Here is a 22,873-nt window from a genome sequence, read left to right as displayed (position 1 = left end):
CAATTTAGCAGTGACTCATTATTTAATTAAAATTTCGAAATGGTGATTATTGTTAGTTAAACTACGAATAATAGCAGGATATTTTTTCAAATTCAATCCTCTTTTAAAGACAATTTATACCTCTGAACTGCCTTAAAAAACGGATGTCATTCAGATAAAAATGACGAATATCCTCAATGCCGTATTTTAGCATTAATAATCGCTCTAAACCGAAAGCAAAGGCAAATCCAGTGAATTTTTGGGGGTCAAAACCGCAATTTTTTAAGACTTGTGGGTGAATTAATCCAGCCCCCGCAATTTCTACCCAACCGGTTTTTTTACATATTTCGCAGCCTTGACCCTGGCATAGCAAACAGCAGGCATCTATTTCCACGCTCGGTTCGGTAAAGGGAAAATAAGAAGGACGAAGGCGAATGGCTTGTTCTCTACCCAGTAATTCTTGGACCACTAATTCTAAAGTTCCCTTTAAATGAGAAAAAGAAAAATTTTTGCCAACCGTAAAACAGTCTACTTGCGTAAATTGATGAGTATGGGTAGCATCATCCTCGTCGCGGCGGTAAACTTTGCCAATACTGACGATTTTTAATTCAGCATTAATTTTTTTCATATTATCACTTATTCGAAAATATCCGTGTTTATTTTTGGGCTTATGGTCTTCGACAACACTTTGTTTTTGACCCATGGTAAAACTCTGTTTTTCAGACAAAATATCAGGTCTATTTTTGGCCTTGTCAGGCAAAATATTGAGTATATTTTTCATTACTCAAGGCTGAATAGTTGTGGTGTGTGTTCGTAAAAGCAAATTGTGGTTAAGGTAGAAAGTATCTTGCATGGCCCGAGCAGGATGGCCGGGCGGCATGTTTAACAAAGTAAAATTATTTTCCTCTGTTTCAATTTCGGGGCTTTCAACAATTTGATAACCTAAACGTCAAAAAATGTCGTAGATTTTTTGAGTAATTTGCGTTAACGGGTGGAGATTAGCCAAAGGAAGTTTTTCTCCTTCGAGGTAAATATCCACTTCTTCTTTTTTAGGTTCTTGTTGGAAACCTTGTGTTTTAGTTTTTGCTTCTGTTTCTTTTCTCATATCTCCGTCCAGTTGAAAAATATCCTCTTTGTGTAAAATATCTGTGTTTGTTTTTAGCCCGTGGCAAAATATCGTTATCTATTTTTCTAAATAATACCAATTAGTTTTCGCTGTTTTTTTAATTTTTCCAATCTCTCAATTCTTTCTTCCAAGCGAGGGTGCGTTCGGAATAACTCAAGTAGCCCCCTTTTTTTCTTTTCCGGGTTGAATTTCAATAAGGACACTGAATTTGGCTCACCGGTCGCTTTGGTATTTTCGTCCTCGGTTAAGTCAATTCCGTCCACTATTCAAGACCTATTTTCTAATTCCAAAAGTTTCCGTAAAGCCGCTAGCATATCGTCTATTCCTACTATTTCAGCCCCTCTTTTGTCGGCGGCTAATTCTCGTTTGCGGTTATATCACAGAACCAGCAAAATCCCACCCAACCGCATAATAGCAGAAAGTATTTCAAAAAATATCCATTTCAAAATAAATTTGACGATATTAAGTTCGCCGGTTTTTTTCTCCTCCTCACTGGGTCGAAATAGTCAGGAAGCAATTAAAACGCAAAGTACAAAATGAAGAACATCAAATATTCCTTGCACTACCAAAATCCGAGCAATATCATAATGGATAAGGTGAGATAACTCATGACCGACCACCCCTCTAATTTCGGAGAGGCTCATGGTATTAATTAAATTACTGGAAAAGGCAATCAAAGTATTGCCAGCCGGACCAGTAGCAAACGCATTAATTTCTTGGGAGGGATAAACACCCACTTCGGGCATTTTCATTTTATAAATGCGGGATATTTCCCGCACTATTCTCACTATTTCTTTTAGTTTGGGATTCAAATCTCTACGGTCATCAATTCTTTTGACGTTTTTCGCTCATTTGGCTAATCATTTTGAAAGATAGTAGGAAAAAAGAGAAGTAATAACAACAGCAACTATGGCTATAATTAAAGTAATAAAAATTCACTTTCAAGACATATACAATTATTTTATCAAAGTTCTTAGCAAAGATACTCATGCGATTGGGGATAGTTTCTGCCAATGGTCCCTAAAATTAAATACATTTTTCATGTCTCCTCTAATTGAAAATATTCTCTAATCTTTACTTTTTTAAGTCCAAAATGGAGGAGGCGAAGGGATTCGAACCCTTGAATACTCACATATTAATAGTTTTCAAGACTACCGCCTTAAACCACTCGGCCACACCTCCTTATTTTTTAATTTTAGAGTTTTTTTGCTTTGATGCTGCCAGACTGCACGGAACAAAAATGTTAAACCTACAATAAACAGTATAAATGTAAAAATAATATTATATATGTCCAAATTACTCGGTCCCTTGTGAAAAAAATCACGCGCTTTGCATTTTTCCCTACTAGGAAATAAAAAAGAATTTAGTCGGGGCAAAAAGAGAATTACTTCTCCCGGCATGCACGGTGGGAAAAGAAAGAGAAGATTGTCCTCTTATGGGTTGCGATTACAAGCCAAACAGAGGCTCATGCATGGCTTTGGCTGGCGCAATAAACAATTAAAAAATGAGTACATAAAGGCTAAGTCCAAGGCAGGTGATACTGGTGTTAATTTGTTAACCAGTTCTGAGTCACGCTTGGATAACATAATTTTTCGTTCGGGATTAGCCAGCACCCTTCGTTGTGCTCGTCAATGAGTTAACCATAGGCACTTTTTAGTTGACGGAAAAACAGTCAATATCCCCTCTTTTAAAGTAGAACCCGGTCAGGTTATTAGCCTAAAAAAAGAAAAAATGGCTGAAAATAAACTGGTTAAAAGTAATTTAGAACAGAATATTAAATTTCCCTCCTATCTAAATTTTGACAAACAAAAATTGGCTATTAATTATTTACGTGTTCCTCAACCTGAAGAGTTAAATAGAGACATTGATACTTCATTAGTAGTGGAATGGTACAGTAGAAAGATATAAGCAAATAGGCTAAAAAAATAATTAATACATCTTTATGCCGAGAAAATCACCAAATTATCCATCTGTTTGCCAATCTCCACCTAAAAAAATCGGTTTTTGAACCCTAGTTAAGAAATTTAAATGAGAAGTATTTAGACATTTTCTACTTATCACCGTTTGGACGATACTTTATACTATAGTCTTTGCTCTCATCAATAACATTATTGAAAAAAAATTTGCTGGTGATAATTTTTCCCTCCTATTACCAGAAAAATTACAAGGATTATTTCCTAATTTAACCTTAAAGCAACTTGTTTTTTGGGGATTAGTATTGGTTGGCCTCTTTGCGTTTACTTCTTATTTTTCTAGTCTCTGGGAGGAAGAATTAAGAATTAAAGGAGGACATTATGTCAAAAATACACTCTTGGAAAAATTTCGCCAATTGCCTTTGACCGAAAGAAAGGCACGACAAAAAGAAATTAGCACTCTGGTCGAATTAGATTCGGGACAATTTGGTCGTTATTGAGAACATTTGCCTAATCATATTTACCATAGTGCTCTCACTATTGTTCTTTTATTATGAATAAAATGAGAAGATTTTAGTCAAATGGGAGTCAAAGAAGCCGCTTTTGCTTTTGTTTGATTAATTTTACTTAATTTTGTTAGTTATTTTTTTACTAAATTAGTTTTGAGGAATGATAAAAAATACAAAAAAGAGTTGACGAAAGAATGGGCAGCGCGCGAAAAGGAAACCAGTCATTCTATTTTGATCGACAGCATGGGCCTGACATCTCATTATCGCACCAAGCAATTAAAAATAAGTAAAAAAAATGAAAATTTGCTTTTTTCTTTTAATCCGATCAAAGCACTTAACAAAACAGTTCCTAATTACTTCTTGGCACAAATGTTCCCCTACCTTTTAATTCTGGTAAGCATCAATTTTGGTGTGGCACAGGGGAACTTAATGGGAATCTGATTTATTTTTCAAAACTTTGGGGATATTTTTGAGTGCTTTTGAGACTACGCTGACTTCTCCTCCTCCCTCACCCGCATCAACACCTTCCTCTCCCTCCCCCAAAAAAACGACAATTTAGCCCAATTAAAATTCCCCACTAACTTAAAAATAATAACTATAGATTGCCAAAATATCTCTTTTAGATATCCCGGACAAAAAGAATGACTCTTAAAAAATTACAGTCGTACTTTTACCCCTGGCACTCTCAATCACCTAACCGGTAAAAATGGCTCCGGTAAAAGTACTCTCCTCTATCTCCTCTTAGGTCTCTTAACCCCCAACAAAGGCAAAATAATTATTACTGACAACCAAGGTAATAATTATAATTTGCTTACTGATATTAATCTCCAATCTTGGAGAAAAAATAATATAGCCTATTGCTCTCATGAAACTCTCCTAGAAGAAGGTTCTACCGGTCAAAAACAATGAACCAATATTAACCATACTCTCCAACGCAAATCCCACTCCCAAATCTTCCTCTTCGATGAGGCTGATAATGGGTTGGATCAAGACCATCAAGAAAGATTCAAAAAAATAATTGGGGGGTTGGTTAAAAACAAAATAGTTATTTATATCAAACATTAGACAAAAATATATATTATTAGCAAAGTAATCTTGTCAGACATCAAAAATCCTCTTAATAAGCAAACAAACACGAATAGTGATTTGTTGGTGGAAATAATTCGTCGTCATACTCTAAATACGGACAATGAGTTAAAAAATAACACTCTTTATTTGGCGAACGAAAGCGTAACTGCCGCAGAGTTAGGAGAAACCATTGGTCGTCCAATCAGTGAAATTATTGCTTTTTTTTGAAACCGAGGGCAAAGTGTCAGCCGTAATCAAGCATTAACTGACGATTTATTAAGCGATTATTGCCGTAGCGTTAATATCAGAGTAAAAAAAAAAGGTGAATTAGATTTTCGCCAGATTATTCAAGAATATTCGCAAAAAAGCCAACTCCAAGGACTCTTGGTTAACCGTCCACCTATTGTTAGCATCATGGGCCATATCGACCACGGGAAAACAACTTTATTAGACACTATTCGTCAAACCCAAGTCCAAAAAAAAGAGGCTGGAGGCATAACCCAAAAGGTTAGTGCTTCCCAAGCGGAATTTCAGGGTCAAAAAATCACTTTTTTGGATACTCCTGGACACAGTGATTTTATTAAAATGCGCCAGCGAGGGGTTTCTCTGACGGACCTAGTGGTATTGGTAATTGACGCCAAAGACGGAATAATGTCTCAAACTGCTGAAATTATTGATTATCTTCATAATTATCAGTTGCCTACGCTGGTTTTCATTAATCACAAAAAACCTAGTGAAACAGACAATGAAACTAATTTAAATCGGATACGAACCCAATTACAGGAAAAAGAATTAACTCCTCTCGAATGAGGCGGAGAAATAATTGTGGTTTCTGGCAGCGCCAAAGAAAAAGACAGCGTTAATCATCTTCTCGAAAATATTCTACTCTTTGCCGATTTTAAATCTCATCCTCAAAGTCCGGCTCACGGAGTAGTAATTGATAGTTTTCTTCACCCACAAACCGGCTCTCAAATAAATGAATTATTGATTCAAGACGGAACCCTAAAGATTAAGGATAGCATTTTCCTCAATGGCAAGTTTGGTTCGGCCAAAATAATGTCTGATATTCGAGGCCAGAGAGTCACCACTGCCCAACCGAGCGATATAGTTAAAGTATCAGGCATTAATATTCCCGCCGAATTAGGCGACCGATTTTTGGCGCTAAATGACGAAAAAGTCGCAGCCAAAGTAGAACAAGAATTAGCCCATTATTGAGAAAAAAAGAAAAAAATTACTCCAACGCCCCCCTCCAGCAAGAAAAAAAATGTTAATTTAGTCCTGGTTGCCGATAGCCAAAATAGCCTGGAAGCCCTCACTGAATTAGTGAAAAAAAAAAATGCTCTTCATTGTGACCTTTCAGCAGTCTACAAAGCGGTGGGAAATTTAAACAGTTTTGCCTTGGATTTAACAAAAATTACTAATAGCCAGGTTTTAATTTTTGGCTATCAACCTCCTCAATCTCAAATAAAAACATTAAAAGAAAATAATATTTCTTTTTTTAGCAGCAAAATTATCTATGAAATTGGGGAAAAATTGGACCAAATTATTGATAGCCAACAAGAAATAGAAGAAGTTGAGGAAATCGTGGGAACAGCGGTCGTGAAAGTAGTTTTTGAATTTTCCAAAGGCAATATTGCGGGTTGTCAAGTGACTGAGGGAAAAATTAGCCGTAATAAACGGGTTTATGTGTTGCGTGGTAAAGAAGCCCAGAAAATTTTCACCGGTGAAATTAAAAGTTTAGAGAGCAATAAAGTAGAAAAAAACGAAATCAGCAGTGGTCAGGAGTGCGGAATTGTCCTCAAAGGATTTGATAATTTTAAAGAAGGAGATAAAATTGTGGCTTTTTGAAAAGTAAAAAAAGATATCATGGCTGAAAAATAGATAAGAATATTTTGCCGTAGGCCAAAAATAATTCATAAATAAAAACTGTTATTACGAGCAAAAGTCTACAAAATCAATTATGGTTAAAAGTAGTGAAGTTCTAAAAGACCTATCTAAATGAAGTTATAATGGAAGTATTAAAGGAAAAGAAGGGCATTTTAATTTAGTTTTTTGAGGAGAGGGAGAAAACAATAACAAAGTGATAGAACCAGAGGAAAAATGAGAAAAATATGAGGAAATAGCAAAAGGTTTTTTTAAAGAAATTAAGCAAAATCCCCAAGACTGACAACTTAAAGAAGCACCCAATTCAGACCCTTATTTTGATTGTTATCTAATCGAACATAAATCAGGTAGAAAGCATTATACTCCCAAACATGGGATATGAGGTTTTGGGGATTTACGAGAGGAATGAGATGAGGTTTTAAGTGTTTTAAAAGGTGAAAAAAAAGATAAACCACAAGATAATCCTCCCCAAGATAATCCCCCAACTAACCCTTCACTTCCACAAAAGCAGCCATTTTATCAAAGTAAAACATTTTGGTTTCTAGTGGTTGGAATTGTTGTTGTTATTTCAACTTTTTTATATACAAAATTGTCAAGAAAAGAGTAGGTAGTATCATTTAGTTCATTGATGGCAAATAGAAAAAAAGTTAAAAAATATTAAATATAAATCTCATGTCAAGTCTTAGAATTAAATTAAAAAGTGGTGATAAAGTAAAAGTTATTACTGGAAAATACCGAGGAACAGTCGATTTCATTTCTCGTCTGGACCCAAAAAATCAAGTAGTCTATTTGAAAAAAGTCAGCCGCAAAAAATATGATAAATCAACCCCCGAAAGCAAGAAAAATAAAGAAAAAAAAGAAATCATGACCCCCGTTCATATTTCGAATGTTGCTTATTGATTAGAGGATAAAAAACAAACTACCAGAATTAGTTTTCAAGCAAAGGACGGTCAAAAAAAACGAATTGCTCGCCAATTCAAAGATAAAAAAGGTAATAGTTTGTTAATTGATTAAATTTGACCTCATAATCGAAGTATAAAAACGAAAGTCTCTTATTCTCTTGAAAGCACGTAAAAAACGCAACAAACCCTAGTGCTAATTGATAGTAAAATACTTGCCAAAAATAAATTGTATATCCTAGCTGTTTCGGGTGGTCCAGATAGCCTTTTTTTGCTCGAAAAAATGCGTCTCGCAGGATACAATTTGGTGGTCGCTCATATCAACTACCATAAGCGAGAAAACAGCGATTACGATGAAAAAATAGTGAAAAATTATTGTCAAAAATATTCTTTGCCCTGTGAAATCTACCAAGTTCAAAATTCAGAATACAATTCAATCAGTAATTTTCAAGACCGAGCCCGCCAAATTCGCTACAATTTTTTTCAGGAACTAGCCGCCAAATACCAAACTAAATATATCGTTGCTGCCCACCACCGCGACGACCACCGCGAAACTTACTTGCTCCAAAAGCAAAAAAAATCATTAGTAGAATATTGGGGTTTGCCCGCTCGCACCAAATACGGCAAATGCTGAATACTCCGTCCCCTTTTGTCTCTTGACAAGCAGCAGATTTATCAATATTTAATTGAAAACAAAATAGATTACGCAACCGACACTACTAACCAACTGCTGATTTATCAGCGCAATATTATTCGCCAGCAGTTAGCCCATTTAAACCCCGAACAAAAAGCCCAATTGGACCGAGAAATTGAAAAAAAAAACTGTGAATTAAAAGAAATCAAAAAGGTCGTGCAAACTGCTGCTAAACGATTAATCATTTGCTCTCCGGGAATGCCTGGCATTTCACATTCGACTCTCAAACTTACTAAAAAAAATGAATACGAACCTGAAATATATTTGCGTTTACTTTATTTTTGAATTAACCGAGCCACGGACGGAATTCTCCACCAACGAAAAAAAAAACTTCTGTGTGAGGTTTACAAACAATTGTTTATCAGTCCCAAAGCCAATTTAATTATCGAACTAGGAAATGATTTTCAGATAGTAAAAAACGCTGGTCAAGTCCGTATTGTGGCTATTAAAATTAATTAATATTAAATAATGAAAGACCAAGCGCTAGCAAAAAAAAATAAAAAGTCCGCAAACTCATGAAAATGGCTCGGTCCATTAATAATCTTACTTCTTCTTGTCATTGGGGTCGGCTTTCTTATAGTGCGTTTTTCCAAACCCGACCAACAAACTTTTGAATTGCATAAGAAAGAGGACGGGACCTTGGAAATTGCTGGATTGACCCAAGCCGAAGTGGATAAAATAAATTGACAAAAGGCTGAATATGCCGCCCATCCCTGGGGGAAAAACGGCCACTATCGTCTTTACGGAGAAGCAAAAAATTTCTTCAAAAGGTTGGTCGGCAAGCCTACTATTTACAATGCTCTTTGTGAACTCAAACCACACGAAGTAAGAGACAAAGAAATCGATTTTGTCGGTTTTACCAACTCCAAAAAGTTCAAAATTGCCACTGTTGAGTCTCGCAGTAAATTTGATTTTTTTAAAGAAGAAACTTCGTGGTTTACTTTTGAGAATATAAGTAAATGAGTAATTACTTTTGCTTCTCTTTTAGTAGCGTTTTTCATTTTTGATACGTTTTTTGGCACCAATATTCTCGGGACAATTGCTTATCCTTTTCGCAATTGGGGAAGGAGAGCCGGAGAAGTAGATGTTCCGAAAATTGGCTACAAAGACGTGGGAGGTTACGATGAAGTAAAAGAGGAATTGAACGAAATAGCCGAATACGTTAAGAATCCCAGACCCTTTTGACAAAGAGGAATCAAGGTTCCTACTAGCACGATATTATATGGGCCGCCTGGCAATGGCAAGACTTTGGTAGTTAGGGCTACTGCCGGCGAGTGTCAGAAGCCTTTTATCTTTCGCTCAGGTTCCGAATTTGAGGAGTCAGTAGTGGGGTTGGGAGCCCGACGGATGCGGGAACTTTTTCGCCGGGCCCGTGAACTAGCCAAAGTATATGGATTTTGTTTTGTTTTCATTGATGAGATTGACTCAATTGGTCGTAAAAGATATTCGGCCCATCCCGGACACGCCGAACAGACCCTTAATCAATTACTAACTGAGTTGGATGGATTTCATCCTCGTGATAACGTTATTGTCCTAGCAGCCACTAATTCCCTACATGTACTAGATAATGCCCTATTGCGGCCCGGTCGGTTTGACCGCAAGATTTATGTCCCTTCTCCTAATTTAAAAAGTCGGCGTGAGATCATTAAACTTTGTGTCCGCAAACTGCCACTCAAACCTGACGTTGACTTAGAGGAGATTGCGGCTCTAACCAAAGGCCTAAGTGGTGCTCAAATTACTAGTATGTTTAATGAGGCCTATATTTTAAGTGTCCGCAGCGGCAAAAAGTACATTGACTACGAAATGATTTTTGAAGCCTATGACCGAGTATTAATGGGGCCTTCTTGGACCAGTCAAACTCTAACTCTAGCCAAAAAGAAAATAGTGGCTTATCATGAAGCCGGTCATGCGGTTATTGGCCTGAGTTTACCAGAAACAACGGTCAAAAAAATTACTATTATTCCACGCTTGTCAGCCGGTGGTTATACTTGGATTGATTTGTATGGGGAGAAAGGTGATGATTATCTTATCAACAAAAGTCAGATGCTAGCCCAAGTGATGTCTTTTTTAGGTGGACGGGCCAGTGAGGAATTAATTTTCGGTTTGGAATATATCACGATTGGTGCTTATAGCGATTTTAAGCAAGCCACCAGCATTATTCGAGACCTAATTCTGCGTTATGGAATGTCGGATTTGGGGATTGTTCCGACCCAAGAAACTTTTTTTTCTAGTGAAGAGATACCGCCAGAATTGCCCGAAGTTGCCAAGCAAAGAATCGAGCAGGAGCGAGAAAAAATAATGAATCAATGTTGAAAAAAAGTCAAGGCAATATTACGCCAAAAAAAAAGAGCATTACACTTGCTGGCAGCCGCACTTTTAGCCAAAAATTCTCTCCAAAAAGAAGATATTAATTACATCTTCATCAACCAAATTTCCCCTTATACACCTTTACTAAATTAACAATTATGATGAAAAAGTCGGATAAAATCAAAAAAAAATCAAAAAAACTTCCTGTAGATAATAATTCGCCCGACCAAGGCACGTATAACGTTTGACATAAGTACAATGATTTTATTCGTCGTCTTTACTTAGAAAGACCGCTCAAACGACCTACTGGCAAACAGTTAACTCTCAAATATTTGAGCAAATTAGCCATTGTCTTTTTTGGGGCTTTATTTACCACCCTAACCTTTTATTTTTTAATTGATCCGAATGGTCTCTACAATAGCGGGTTAAACGGTCTGCTCCAAGCCGTTTCTAAATTAATAGTTGGTCGCAGCAATATCGGTTGAGGCAGTTATTACTTCATTTATTATGGCTTAGGATTTGTTACTAATTTACTTTTTATTTTGATTTTGCGGGCACTCTTCAAAGCAAAATTGGAAATAATCAGCACCTCAATTTTTTATGTTTTATCCCAGATTATTTGAACCCAAATATTTGGAGCCTTTAAACTGCGAGAATACGTTTTCAATCGCTTTAATCCCAGCAGTTGGCAAGGATTAAGTGCTAATAGTCAATTATCTTTTACCCTTCCTTATTACATAGTTATCGCCATTGTGGCAGCGATTATTCATACCTATGGATACAGCCTAATTTTTCGGGCCCAAGCAACCCCCGGCGGCCTGGAGATTTTTACTTCTCATTTTTCTTCCCAAAAAGGCAAAAAAAAAGTCTCGATTAGCACTTTGATGAAGATTTTTGGGCTGGGTATTATTTTTTTAGTTACTCTGATTAATTTCGCCGTGATTGAGGACGACTCTCAAATGAGAAAAAGTCTACTTCAAAAAGAAATCGAAGAACAGAAGGAAAAATTTGAGGAAAATGGGCTAAAAATCACGGGTCGAGAAACAGACGCTATCCTGAAAAGTTGAGAAGAGGACATAAAAAAGGCCAAGCGATTAGAAAAAAACGAAAATCCAGACCTGAAAAAAATTTTCGCTCTCAGAGAAAAAAATCGTTCTCTTACCTCCCTTCTTAAAAATAAAACCGGCTTTCAAAAGTTAGAAAATTATCCCCAAGAAATCCGATATTATTTAGCCTGTCCCGACGAAAAAAAAGAAAAATTACAAGCCGAAAGGGACAAAATTGAGAGAAAAATAAATAGTGTGAGCGGTGAAAAGCTAGTCCGGAAATTACGGAGAAAAAATGATTTAGAAAACCGAATTAAAGAATTAGACAAAGAAAAAGAAAGAAGCGTAGTTCATAAGTATTTAAGTTATATTACCAATAATGAGCGGCTATGAGCGACCATGGTCTACATTTTTCTTTCCTCGTTTTTGATTAGCCAAATCTTCCCCCGAGACCAAATTATCCTCTTACGTCTCCATTCCCTAACCGAAGAAAATCGCAACAAAGGTTTGAAATTGTTGAAAAAATTTTCTCCGGTTTACTACACCGTTTATCATCGAAAAGGCCTCCAAGAGGAAGTTATTCATGTAATCAGTTGTCATTTAAGCAAATGAAATTATTATCTCCTTGCCCCTTATTTAAAACAAATTGGAAAACCTTATTCTAGCGAAGCGAATGCCAGCGAGTAAACATCTTTTCTTTAAAATCTTATTATAATTTTCAAAGGGGCAGCGTAGCTCAGTGGTTAGAGCAAACGACTCATATTCGTTAGGTCGGAGGTTCAAATCCTCTCGCTGCTACCATGTATACATAATAAATATAATTAAAGAGCAGCAGTTTAGAAATCAAGTAAAAAAGGAATTATACAAATCATACAAAAAATTATAAAATAATAATATGTCAACTAAAAAAATTACATTTACAGTAAAAAGTATAGACGAATCAGGACCATTAATATTAACCATTGAGAGTGCCGAACTCGAAACAAAAGAAGGCAAAAAGGCAGTAGAAAAGATTTTTTTTGCTATTCCTCCCTCTGAAAGAGGAGACCTAAAAAATATTTTGGAAAGTAAAAAGTCCGACGGGACCGAAAATAAAGAATTCGAGTTAGCGTATGACGACGAGGATTTAGAAGTAGAGGAAGGACCTGAAATGATGGCGAGCATGTCGTCTGATTCCGGTCCAAATAAACACGGCCCGGAAAAGAAAAAAATGCATTTATTAAGTGCTGATAAAAAGGAATTAAGAATATGAGAACTTAATTTAATTACTCTGACTGTTAAAGGAGAGCAGCAAAACGATAATCAGAATAATATAGGGAAAGACCAAAATCAATCAGGCGACCAAACTAAGAAAAAAAGCGGTGATACCGACAAACAGGCCCTCATTGATAAATACATTAAAGAAATCAAGGCCAAATTACAAGCGGCTGGAATTACCACCGAACAGGAAATAGAAATCTTGGGTAATGTTTGAGAAAATACTTATAAAGCGATGGGAGCAACAGGTTCAAAAGAGGAGGAAATTGAGGGTTTCAAAACCGAAAGAATAGAAGCCATTGACGACTGAATTGCCAAAAATAAAAAAGGTCAAGACGACCAGCAGAACCAAACTCCCAAGGGACCAACTAAGGAGCAAATTGACGAGGCTGCAGAAAAGTTGAAAAATGCTAAAAGTGAAGAAGAATTGGCAGAGGCTTTGAAAAAAACTCGTGACATCGCCAATAATAGTTCAGACGAGGAATTAAAAAGACAAAAAGAGGAAAAAGAAATAGAATTAGGAAAAAGAAATAAACAAAAAGTCCAAGAAATTATTCGAGATGAGGTAAATGGTGTTTTAGACGAAAACGGAATAAAACCAGAGGATTTAAGCACGGAGGTCAAACAAAAATACGACGAATTGAATAATAATAATAATAATAATATCGAAACGAGCCAAGCCCAAACCATACGAACCGAGATTTTTAATGATATGGGAGAAAAGGCTCTCGAAAAATTAATCGCTACTCTCGAACAAGCGATTAAAAACAAAAATAAAAATGAGGTTGAAAGCCAAAGTAAAAAATTACAAGAGTTTGTGAATAGTCAAGTTGATTACAAAAAATCGGCTTATGAAAAGAAAGGAGATGAAGTTCAGCGATTATTAGACCAAGCCAAAAATTATTCTACTCAAAATAGTCAAAATAATGAAGGGTTTTTCCGTCCTAATAATCCGCTAATGTGAGTTTCAGGAGTGGCAGTAGTGGGTATAGTGGCAGGAGCAATATTAATTGTTCGTTCACGAAAGAGAAAAGCAGTAGAATAAAAAAATCTTTTTCTTGCTTTTGAAACAGCAATCAGAAATAGTAAGGCTGGAGAAGTTAAATGAGGAGAAAATAATAATATGCGAACCAGAACTCAAGAGGCAAGAAATATTACTGTAAGTAAAAGAGAAATTAAGCAACCACTAATTACTTTTCGTGTCAAAACCAAACAAGAAGAACCAAAAATAATTAATTTAGCGGTTCATTTAGAAAAATTGACGGCTCAGTTAAGCGATGGACGAGAATTGAGTATTCCTATTGATTGGTTTGCTAAGTGGGGAGTAAAAGGAATTAACGCGAATAAATTGAAAAATTACGAGATAAAAAGAGGAAAAAACATTTATTTTCCGGACATAGATGAAGTGCTGGGGATGGAAGTTTTTATCCATGGTTTTGATGCTCCGTGTGAATAATTTATGCCAAGTTGAAAGATAAAGGGTTATTGATGTTATTTTAAAGTTAATGATTTAACTAAAAATAAGCCTGCTCACATTCATATAGAAGTTGCGTGCGGCGAAATAGAGTTTTGATTGGAACCAACTGACACTAAATCAAAGGACGAAATAAGGATAAAAAAAATTAAAGGACGAGTCTCGGAGCAGGAGCAAAACGAAACTGAAAGAATTGTAAAAAAGAATAAGGATTTGTTTTTAACCGAGTGAAAAAAACGAAAAACCCAAATAAAGTAAAGCAATTTCGTAAGACCATAAACTGTAAAATATAATATATATGTCTGCCACCAGTCAGAAACAAGCCATCGTCCAAGACATTAAAAATAATTTTCAACAAGCCCGGGCTGTAATTTTCTACAATTTTCACCACGCCGAAAACCGCGAACTCTTCAAATTAAAAAAAGAATTAAAAAAGGTGGGTGGCTATTGAAAAGTTTATAAAAATAGTTTAGTAGAAAAAGCCCTTTCCGATTATTCTTTGGAATTAAAGCAGGCTAATGCGTTCATTTTTTGCCAAGGGGACGAATATGAACCCTTAAACATTCTTAATCAGTTCGCTAAGCGTCATTCCGGTATCAAACGTTTTCAAGGCGGCATTTACGAACAAAAATTAGTCGCTCATACACTTCTTGAAAAATGAGCCAATTTACCTAGCAAAGAAATATTAATAAATACTTTATGTTATTATCTCAATTATCAGACCCGAAGACTTGTTAATATTTTAGAAAAAATTCAACCATCCCAAACCGAAAATAAATAATATGTCAGAAATAAAAATTAGTTCAGAAGTAAACGAAATCAAAGAAAAAATAAAAAGTTTAAATATTGGTCAAGTTAGCGAGTTGGTCGAAAGTTTAAAAGAGGATTATAATATCCAAGAGACAGCCGTAATTCAACCAACAGCCGGAACCCAATCCACCGAAAAAGTTGAGGAAAAAAGTGGTAAAGTGGCTGTTAAATGAGTAAAAATGGAAAAAGAAGGGGCCAGCATAGTGCCAGTTCTAGGAGATATCGTCGCAGCCGTTAAGGAATTAAAAGGGGAAGAAATTACTAAACTTCAAGCCAAAAAACTCGCCGAAGGGGGAGAACAAATTATTCTAGCGGATATTCCGCGGGACAAAGCTGAGGAATTTCAAAAGAAAATGAAAGAAAAAGGGGCTGTAGTTGAAATTAAATAATTTTAATTAATGTCATATCGCCTAATTAATTCGGGAAAAAATACGCGTCGGGAATATTTAACTGTCAATCGTTCGCCCCTTTTTCAAGGCTTGCCAGAAAGGGATTACGCCCAAGAACAAAAAAAATCTTATGATAATTTTCGGCATGAGAGATTGCCAAAATTATTAACTTTTTATTTTCCGGCTGAACTCAGCGACTATAATAATAGCCTCAAAATAAGTGTGGAAAATTTGGTCTTTCAAGAACCAGAAATTAAAAAAAATGGTAAAGTAATTCCCGAGACCGAGGAAATGGCCCGGGCCGAGGACAAAACTTGAAATTACTTGGTTTCTGCGGACTGAAAAGTCACTTGAGATTTTCATAAAAAACAGGTTCCTTTACTCGAAAATGATTTAAAAAAAAGCATTATCCAGTGGATCGGAGAGAGTTTCAAAATCGGAAAATTCTCTTGTGAAAAAAAATCTTTTTCTGCTAAAGAGTTAAAATCTCTGTTAGTTCAAACCCAAAAAAAATTACAAGAATTAGAAAAACAGGAGCCAACCAAAGCCTCCGAAACCATTATTTGGCACCTAACCAAAAAAATAAAAATGTTGTCGGAGAACCAATATCAGGTCTGGGAAATAAAAGAAAACAAGACCAAAAAAGTCGAAAAAAAATTAAAATTGTGGTTAGAAATCTTGGAATTGGAAGCAGAACAGATAGCCATCAGTTTTCACTGCGAACATGAGCAAAAAATTGATTTTTGCCACTTGCCAAAAATGAATCCGCGAGGAAATTTCATTATTAACGGCCACGACAAAGTGGTGGTTTTTCAGTCTGTCCGCGCCCCCTCAGTTTACTATTTTAGGGAAGAGGAAGAAGAAAAGTTCTGGGGAGAAATTATTCCTTTCAAAGGACCTTGAATTAATGTTTCTTACAGTGCTAAAAAGCCTCACTCCATTGAATTAAAATTTCTTAACTCGGGTCTTGTGGTCGACTGGTTGGCTGTTTTAAAAACTTTTGCAGTCTCTTCTGAACTTCTTCAGGCCTTATTTAATGAGGAGGATCTAAACATAGCCAATTATTCTGAAGTCCAAGCATTAGAAACTGGAGCAGGTCGAGCCAGTCTACCAAATTTTTTATTTACTGAAAGCAAAGGCACTTCTTATTTTAATATTGGAAAATTAGGACGACGAAGATACAACCAAAAAATAGACCTTTTTCAGCAATTAAGGGACCAAAAATTAGCCGAGGACCTACTGGATAAAAGCGGTCAAGTAATCCTGAAAAAAAATGCTGTTTTCAACGAAAAAAATCTAGCAAAATTAGCGAGTGCTCTCCAAAAGAAAAAAATTAATAGTTTTTCTGTTCCACGTTCGACCAATGACTTATATGTCGTTAAAGTAAAATCGCCACGTCAACCGGAAAAAATTATCCCAGTGGTAGGAATTGGCGAAAAATTGTCGGAGGCAAAAACCTATTTTGACTTGGCTGATCTGATTTGTGCCGTTTCTTATTACGTCAATTTGCATCATGGTTTAGGCAAAACCGAAAAAAAAGAGGATGAGGACAAACTAGAAAATCAGGTTATTCGGCGGGTCGGTGACCTAGTTTACAACATTTTTGATAATAAATTGGGGGGGTTTTTACAAGAAATTGGTGACAAATACTTAACCAATTATCTTTCTCAATTAAAAAAGGTTGACTTCGCGAAAATACCTAATTTAAAAGATTTTGATGCTCTTGTCAGACACTTTTTCAACACTTCGTCTTTGGTTCGATTACAAAATCAAAGCAATTTCTTGTCGGTTATTTCCGATGGGCTAGTTTCCAGCGTAATGGGATTAGGAGGTCGTAATGCGGTTAATGCCACCTTGTCTGCTCGTAATGTAGACGCCTCTTTTATCGGTCGTTATGACCCGAATGAAACCCCTGAAGGTCGCAATACGGGCTTGGTACGTCGTATAACTATCGGTGCCGAAATAAATGAGGACGGGCAATTAACAACTCCTTATTTTCCTGTCCAGAACGGTGTAATTATTCCTAAACCAGTTCACTTAACCAGCGAAGAAGAAAAAGACAAATATATCGCCCATTTTAATACTAAAATTGACGAAAAAAATAGGATTGTTGAAGAAACGGTAATGGCTATTCACCAAGAGAATTTCGTCCGCGTACCTAAAGAGAAAATAAATCTCATTTACAGTTCTTTTTATCACTTAAACTCCGTAACTGGTGCCACTATTCCTTTTTTTAACCACAACGACGCTACTCGTATGCTTATGGCAACCAATATGCAGCGGCAAGCCATAACTTGCTTGAAAAGTCAAGAGCCATTAATTGCTAGCGGAATCGAGGCTAACCTGTTAGAAAATTCCCCCTTGACAGTCAAGGCTGAGGAAAAAGGAACGGTAGAATATGTGGATAGTCAGCAAATTATTCTTAAAGAAAAAAACAAGAAAAAAAAAATTTATCCTTTAGAACAATTAGTAGTTTCCAGCAAAAATACTTTGGGATTTTCTTTACCGCTAGTAAAAAAAGGTGAATCGGTCTCCAAGGGGCAAATGCTGGCTTGCGGAAATCAGGCTAATAATGGCGAATTATCTTTGGGATATAATTTGCGAGTGGCTTATTTGTGCTGAAATGGTTATAATTATGAGGATGCCATTATCTTGAGCGAAAGATTAGTCAAAGAGGATATTTTAACTTCCTTTTTTGTCAAAGTACATACTATTACACTTCACAACACCAAATATGGTCCAGAAATATTTACGGTCCCTCGCGCTGGGAAAAAACAATATCCTCACTTAGGAAAAAATGGCATGGTAAAAATTGGCAGCCGAGTAAAAGGTAATGAGGTCTTAGTAGGAAAAATAACTCCTGAACCTAGCCCTCATAAGGAGTCCGAAGAGGAATCGTTGCTAATGAGTATTTTCGGGGAAAAAGCCCAGCGTTTTGTCGATTCCTCTCTCCGTTTGCCAGCCGAAGAAGCCGGTATAGTTTATGATATCAAAAGAAAAAAATTTCCCAAAACTAATAGAAGGGATTTAGAATTAGTCGAAGTTTATGTCGCCCAAAAAAGGAAAATCGAAGTGGGTGATAAGTTGACCACTCGTTTTGGTAACAAAGGAGTAGTAGCTAAAATTGTGTCGGAAGCCGACATGCCTTTTGACGAGCAAGGAAAACCTATCGACATAATTTTCAATCCCCTCGGCATTCCCACTCGTATGAATATCGGTCAATTATTAGAAACTATTTTAGCCGCAGCAGCCCATAAACTTAACAGTAAATTACTTTGCCGACCTTTCAATTCTCCTTCTCTGTCTGCCATCAAAGAAATCATCCAAGAAGCCGGCTTGGAAAATTATGGAGCCACAAAATTATTTAACGGCCAAAACGGCTTACCTTTTGAAAAAAACATTTACAACGGCTACATATATACTATTAAATTAAATCACATGGTTGCTGATAAATTCCACGCTCGGAATGTGGGTCCTTATTCACTCATCTATCAGCAACCCGTCAAGGGGCGGTCCCAAAATGGCGGTCAAAGATTAGGAGGAATGGAATTTGATTGCTTATTATCCCACGGAGCGGCCTTTAATATTAGCGAATCGAGTGGTGCCAAATCAGACGATATTGCCAAGCGAAATTTACTTCAAACCTCTCTACTATTTGACGACCGTCAAATTGACTTGCGCAGCAATAATTACGAGTCCTTCAACCTTTCTCTCCAAGGTTTACGGGGCTCCGGTTTTGACATACAAGCCTTTGATTATCAAGGTCGCGAAATTGACTTTTACGAAGCGTTCAGCCGCAAATCCTCCAAAAAATAATTTCCCTTATGTCCTTAATAAAATCATTAAAAATCAGTTTACTTAAACCCTCAAGAATTATCAAACTTTCTTTCGGAAAAATTACTAGTCACAAAGTAATTAATAATCGCACTCTCAAACCAGAGCCAGGTGGTCCTCTCGACCCCCGAATTTTCGGTCCTTTTTTGAACTATGAATGTTATTGTGGTAAGTATAAAGGAAAAGAAAACAGAGGGCAAAAATGTGAACGTTGTGAGGTCTTAATCGGCGAAAAAAATCTCCAAAGATGACGACCCGGACACATTGAATTGCCGGTGCCAGTAACCAATATTGCCATTTTTAAAATGCTGGCCACTAATTTGAGTAAATTATTAGGCATTCCTGCCAAAAAATTAGAAGATATCATTTATTTTCACGCCTATGTGGTTATTGATAATGGTTCAATCAGTTCACTAAAAAAAGGAGAAATTTTAGAAAAAAAAATCGACGAACTCAAAACTAGCAATATTTTTCAGGAGATTATCCAGGAGCAAAAGTTAGCAGAAGATATTCTTGCTAAAGCCAGAGAATTAAAAGAAAAAATCACCACCAAGAAAAACAAAAAAGAGGAGAAAGCTACCTATACCGTTTTTTTTGAGGATTATTTGGATTTCTTAGAAAAATACTGCGGAGTAAAAATTAGCACCGGCACGGAGGCTTTTCAAGAATTATTGGCGGGAATTGATGTAGAAGCAGAATTAGCCAAGGTCAAGAAAATCGCAAAAGAAACACCTCAAAAAGTTAATCAGGAGAAAATAAAATTCCTACAAGGTTTACAAAAATCGGGAACAAAATTAGAGTGAATGATTATGAATAATTTGCTGGTTATCCCTTGTGGTCTGCGGCCAATAACTAAATTAAAAGAAGAAGATATTATTGCTACCAATCAACACAACAACCTGCTATATCGCATAATTTTGCGGTGTGAAAGGTTAAGCTATTATTTAGGACTAAATAAAATTTCCGGCATTCTCTTTCGTGATATTGTCCACAACGAAAAAAGAGGATTGCAAAAAGCAATCGATCAAATAATATACGGCTCAACTTATAAGCAAAGCGATGTTAAAAGTCTGCTGCAAGGTTTAAGTGGCAAAGAGGGCATACTTCGTCGTTACTCATTGGGAAAAAGAGTGGATTACTCGGCTCGTTCGGTAATTGTCCCTAATCCTAGTTTGTTCCTGGATCAAATAGGATTGCCGGTCAAAATGGCTCTGACTCTTTGCAAACCTTTCGTTATCCGCCGGGTATTAAAAGAAAAAGTCGCTTTTACTATTAAGGAAGCCGAACAAATGTTGCAGCAGGAGGACCCGCGTATTTTTCCTTTGCTAGCCGAGATCGTCCAGGAGCGTCTGGTTATAGTTAACCGCGCGCCCAGCCTGCATGGACCAAGTCTCCAAGCCGTCCGTATAGTGTTGACTTTAGGACATTCAATCGAACTTCACCCACTAATAACTACGGCCCTAAATGCCGACTTTGACGGCGACCAAGTGGCTATTTATATGATTCTAACCGAAAAAGCACGCAAAGAGGCTGAGGAACTTTTTCTTTCTTCTCATCTCATTATTGACCGAAAGAACGGTCAATTGCTAGCAACACCCAGCCAAGACATGATTTTGGGTGTTCATTATTTAACCAAAGAGGAAAAAAAGCCAAAAGTAATTTTTTTCAACGAAATAGGCAACATTTACAAAAGTCAAGAAAAAGGAAAAATAAGCCTTCACGATTTAGTTGCCATCCCCGCTCCTCTTGCTGGCCGTCACTTAGCCACAGCACAGAACCAGTTCCTCTTTACCACTTTGGGAAAAATTATTTTCAACCGAATTTTGCCGTCTAGTTTCCCCTACTACATTAATGAATTAAAAGTTTATAATGAGGAAAGTAACCAAGAAACTAGTCTAGTTGAAGTAGACCAAATTGCCAAAAAATGAGAAGAATATCAACCGCTTGGAGGCTGAAAAAAAAAGGATCTGACTGCTTTTCTGAATAAATTGTCCCGAATAACGCCACGCTCGGAAATGGTGGAATTTCTCGACCAACTAAAAAAAATTGGTTTTGATTATGCCACCTGCTCGGGAATTAGTATTTCCCCCTTTGAAGTAGAGAAAATTGTTCCCAACAAAGAAAAAATTTTAGCAGCAACTGAAAAAAAAGCGACCCAAATTAACGACCATTTTGCCCAGGGTTTCTATAGTGAAGAAGAAAGAAAACAAAGAATGATTACCGTTTGAGAAGAGTGTAAGGAGAGCTTGAAAGAGCAATTAATAATTAATTTAGCCAAAAAAAAACAGACTTCTTTTTACCACATTTGGGATTCAGGAGCTCGGGCTAGTGATGAAAGTATCACCCAAATTTTCGGCATGCGAGGTAATATTACCGATTATTCAGGACGGATTATTGAAACGTCAATCGTTTCTTCCTTATGAGAAGGATTGAACCCGTTCGAGTTCCAAATTTCAACTCTTGGAGCAACCAAAGGAATGATTGATATTGCCTTAAAAACGGCCGAAGCAGGCTATTTAACCCGCCGCTTGGTAGAATCAGCCCAAAGTTTGATTATTCTTTCTCCCGATTGTGGAACCAATTCCGTTATGTTCTTGACTGAAAACGATCTGTCCCTTGAAAAAAGGATTTATGGCCGCTATTTAGCCCAAGATGTTTCGGACAAAAAAGGGAAGGTTATTTTAATGCGCAATACTCTTTTACTAGAAAAAGAAATCAAGACGCTTCAAATCCATAAAGTTATGGAAGTGGGAGTTTTTTCTCCTCTGACTTGTCAATCAGTAGACGGCATTTGTCAAAAGTGCTATGGTCTGGACTTGAGCCGACCTGGTGAGCCAGTGGCTCTGGGGACAGCCGTCGGAATAATTGCGGCCCAATCATTAGGAGAACCCGGAACTCAATTGACTATGCGGACTTTCCACCGGGGGGGAATAGCTGGTGACGAAGATATTACTCAAGGTTTGCCAAAGGTCAAACAAATATTTGATAACATTAAACCAGAAAAAGACGAGAAAGCCATTTTAGCACAGTTTTCCGGAGAAATAGTAAGCGTGGAGGACAAAAAAATCAAACAAAAAAATGCGGAAAGTGGGGAAGTTAAACCTTATTCTCTAGGAAAGAAAATAGTTGCCCGAGTCAGCCTTGGGGATTTGGTAAAAAAAGGAGAAAGATTGACCGGCGGAAAGATAGATTTAGAAGAATATTTAGAAATTATGGGTCGAGAAAAATGTCAAGATTACATTAGAGAAGGCGTGCGAAAAGTCTATGATAACCAGGGAATAGACATCAATGAAAAACACATTGAAATATTCGCTCGGCAAATGCTCTCCAAGGTCGAAATAATTAACAGTGGGGACAGTGATTATCTGGTGGGGGACTTAGTAAATTATCAGAAATTAGAAAAAATTAATCGGGAATTATTAGTCCAACAAAAAAAACCTGCCACCTATAAAAATATCATTTTAAGTTTGAAAGATTTAGCTTCTCATCCCGATTCTTTCTTGGCCGGGATTTCTTTCCAAAATGCTTTAAAGAGTTTAGTTAATTATTCATTATATCAGCCGGTTGATGAATTGAAAGGATGTAAAGAAAATTTAATTGCGGGTCAATTAGCCCCTGTAGGGACAGGATTTAAAGAGCGGGAAAAGTTTCAACGAAGTAAAAGTACAGAAAAAATGTAACAAC

General features: G+C 36.6%; 17 protein-coding genes and 2 tRNA genes. 16 read left to right on the top strand and 3 right to left on the bottom strand.

All coding sequences use genetic code 4. The features are described 5' to 3' along the window. Window positions 1–103 precede the first annotated feature (103 nt). The 3 genes from pheS to DHMRE_RS00955 form a co-directional block, all read right to left on the bottom strand. Entirely contained in the window at window positions 104–1,084 is a 981-nt protein-coding gene (pheS, locus tag DHMRE_RS00965; RefSeq protein ID WP_322632524.1) for a phenylalanine--tRNA ligase subunit alpha, read from the bottom strand. An 86-nt stretch (window positions 1,085–1,170) separates the two neighbouring features. Beyond that, the gene (locus DHMRE_RS00960) at window positions 1,171–2,055 is read right to left on the bottom strand and encodes a zinc metalloprotease HtpX (RefSeq protein WP_322632523.1); all 885 of its coding nucleotides are present in this window, start codon (window positions 2,053–2,055) and stop codon (window positions 1,171–1,173) included. A gap of 144 nt (window positions 2,056–2,199) precedes the next feature. After that, window positions 2,200–2,287, bottom strand: a tRNA-Ser gene (locus DHMRE_RS00955). A gap of 105 nt (window positions 2,288–2,392) precedes the next feature. Here DHMRE_RS00955 and rpsD point away from each other — a divergent pair. The 16 genes from rpsD to rpoC all read left to right on the top strand — a co-directional run bounded on the left by rpsD (window position 2,393) and on the right by rpoC (window position 22,869). Beyond that, on the top strand, window positions 2,393–3,013 hold the full coding sequence (gene rpsD / locus DHMRE_RS00950; RefSeq protein ID WP_322632522.1) for a 30S ribosomal protein S4: 621 nt from the start codon (window positions 2,393–2,395) through the stop codon (window positions 3,011–3,013). A gap of 34 nt (window positions 3,014–3,047) precedes the next feature. Further along, window positions 3,048–4,592: an ABC transporter ATP-binding protein/permease gene (locus DHMRE_RS00945; protein ID WP_322632521.1), complete on the top strand. Its 1,545-nt coding sequence runs from the start codon at window positions 3,048–3,050 to the stop codon at window positions 4,590–4,592. 30 nt (window positions 4,593–4,622) lie between these two features. Then, window positions 4,623–6,476, top strand: coding sequence for a translation initiation factor IF-2 (gene infB / locus DHMRE_RS00940; RefSeq protein WP_322632520.1), 1,854 nt, complete (start codon window positions 4,623–4,625; stop codon window positions 6,474–6,476). A gap of 79 nt (window positions 6,477–6,555) precedes the next feature. After that, the gene (locus tag DHMRE_RS00935) at window positions 6,556–7,086 is read left to right on the top strand and encodes a hypothetical protein (protein WP_322632519.1); all 531 of its coding nucleotides are present in this window, start codon (window positions 6,556–6,558) and stop codon (window positions 7,084–7,086) included. 65 nt (window positions 7,087–7,151) lie between these two features. Further along, window positions 7,152–7,493, top strand: coding sequence for a hypothetical protein (locus tag DHMRE_RS00930; RefSeq protein WP_322632518.1), 342 nt, complete (start codon window positions 7,152–7,154; stop codon window positions 7,491–7,493). A 78-nt stretch (window positions 7,494–7,571) separates the two neighbouring features. Then, window positions 7,572–8,531: a tRNA lysidine(34) synthetase TilS gene (gene tilS / locus DHMRE_RS00925; protein WP_322632517.1), complete on the top strand. Its 960-nt coding sequence runs from the start codon at window positions 7,572–7,574 to the stop codon at window positions 8,529–8,531. Window positions 8,532–8,540: 9 nt separating this feature from the next. Then, window positions 8,541–10,532 carry an AAA family ATPase gene (locus DHMRE_RS00920; protein ID WP_322632516.1) on the top strand — a complete coding sequence of 664 codons (1,992 nt, stop codon included), beginning with the start codon at window positions 8,541–8,543 and terminating at the stop codon, window positions 10,530–10,532. Between the two features lie 5 nt (window positions 10,533–10,537). Further along, a complete protein-coding gene (locus DHMRE_RS00915; protein WP_322632515.1) occupies window positions 10,538–12,112 on the top strand; it encodes a hypothetical protein in 1,575 nt (524 codons plus the stop codon). A gap of 38 nt (window positions 12,113–12,150) precedes the next feature. Next, window positions 12,151–12,226 (top strand) — tRNA-Met (locus DHMRE_RS00910). A 94-nt stretch (window positions 12,227–12,320) separates the two neighbouring features. Next, window positions 12,321–13,727 carry a hypothetical protein gene (locus tag DHMRE_RS00905; protein ID WP_322632514.1) on the top strand — a complete coding sequence of 469 codons (1,407 nt, stop codon included), beginning with the start codon at window positions 12,321–12,323 and terminating at the stop codon, window positions 13,725–13,727. 78 nt (window positions 13,728–13,805) lie between these two features. Next, the gene (locus DHMRE_RS00900; protein ID WP_322632513.1) at window positions 13,806–14,138 is read left to right on the top strand and encodes a DUF2442 domain-containing protein; all 333 of its coding nucleotides are present in this window, start codon (window positions 13,806–13,808) and stop codon (window positions 14,136–14,138) included. A gap of 3 nt (window positions 14,139–14,141) precedes the next feature. Further along, window positions 14,142–14,414 (top strand): DUF4160 domain-containing protein, encoded by a 273-nt coding sequence (locus DHMRE_RS00895; protein WP_322632512.1) that lies wholly within the window; start codon window positions 14,142–14,144, stop codon window positions 14,412–14,414. Between the two features lie 40 nt (window positions 14,415–14,454). After that, on the top strand, window positions 14,455–14,937 hold the full coding sequence (gene rplJ, locus DHMRE_RS00890; protein ID WP_322632511.1) for a 50S ribosomal protein L10: 483 nt from the start codon (window positions 14,455–14,457) through the stop codon (window positions 14,935–14,937). Window position 14,938: 1 nt separating this feature from the next. Next, window positions 14,939–15,355, top strand: coding sequence for a hypothetical protein (locus DHMRE_RS00885; RefSeq protein ID WP_322632510.1), 417 nt, complete (start codon window positions 14,939–14,941; stop codon window positions 15,353–15,355). Between the two features lie 9 nt (window positions 15,356–15,364). Further along, window positions 15,365–19,171 (top strand): hypothetical protein, encoded by a 3,807-nt coding sequence (locus DHMRE_RS00880; RefSeq protein WP_322632509.1) that lies wholly within the window; start codon window positions 15,365–15,367, stop codon window positions 19,169–19,171. An 8-nt stretch (window positions 19,172–19,179) separates the two neighbouring features. Further along, complete coding sequence (gene rpoC / locus DHMRE_RS00875) at window positions 19,180–22,869, top strand: DNA-directed RNA polymerase subunit beta' (RefSeq protein WP_322632508.1); 3,690 nt, start codon at window positions 19,180–19,182, stop codon at window positions 22,867–22,869. Window positions 22,870–22,873 lie beyond the last annotated feature (4 nt).

It is taken from the genome of endosymbiont DhMRE of Dentiscutata heterogama (assembly GCF_002888635.2).
Classification (GTDB): Bacteria; Bacillota_I; Bacilli_A; order Mycoplasmatales; family CGIF01; genus CGIF01.
The sequence above is the reverse complement of the archived record's forward strand: the minus strand, read 5'-3'. Positions and strand labels throughout refer to the sequence as shown.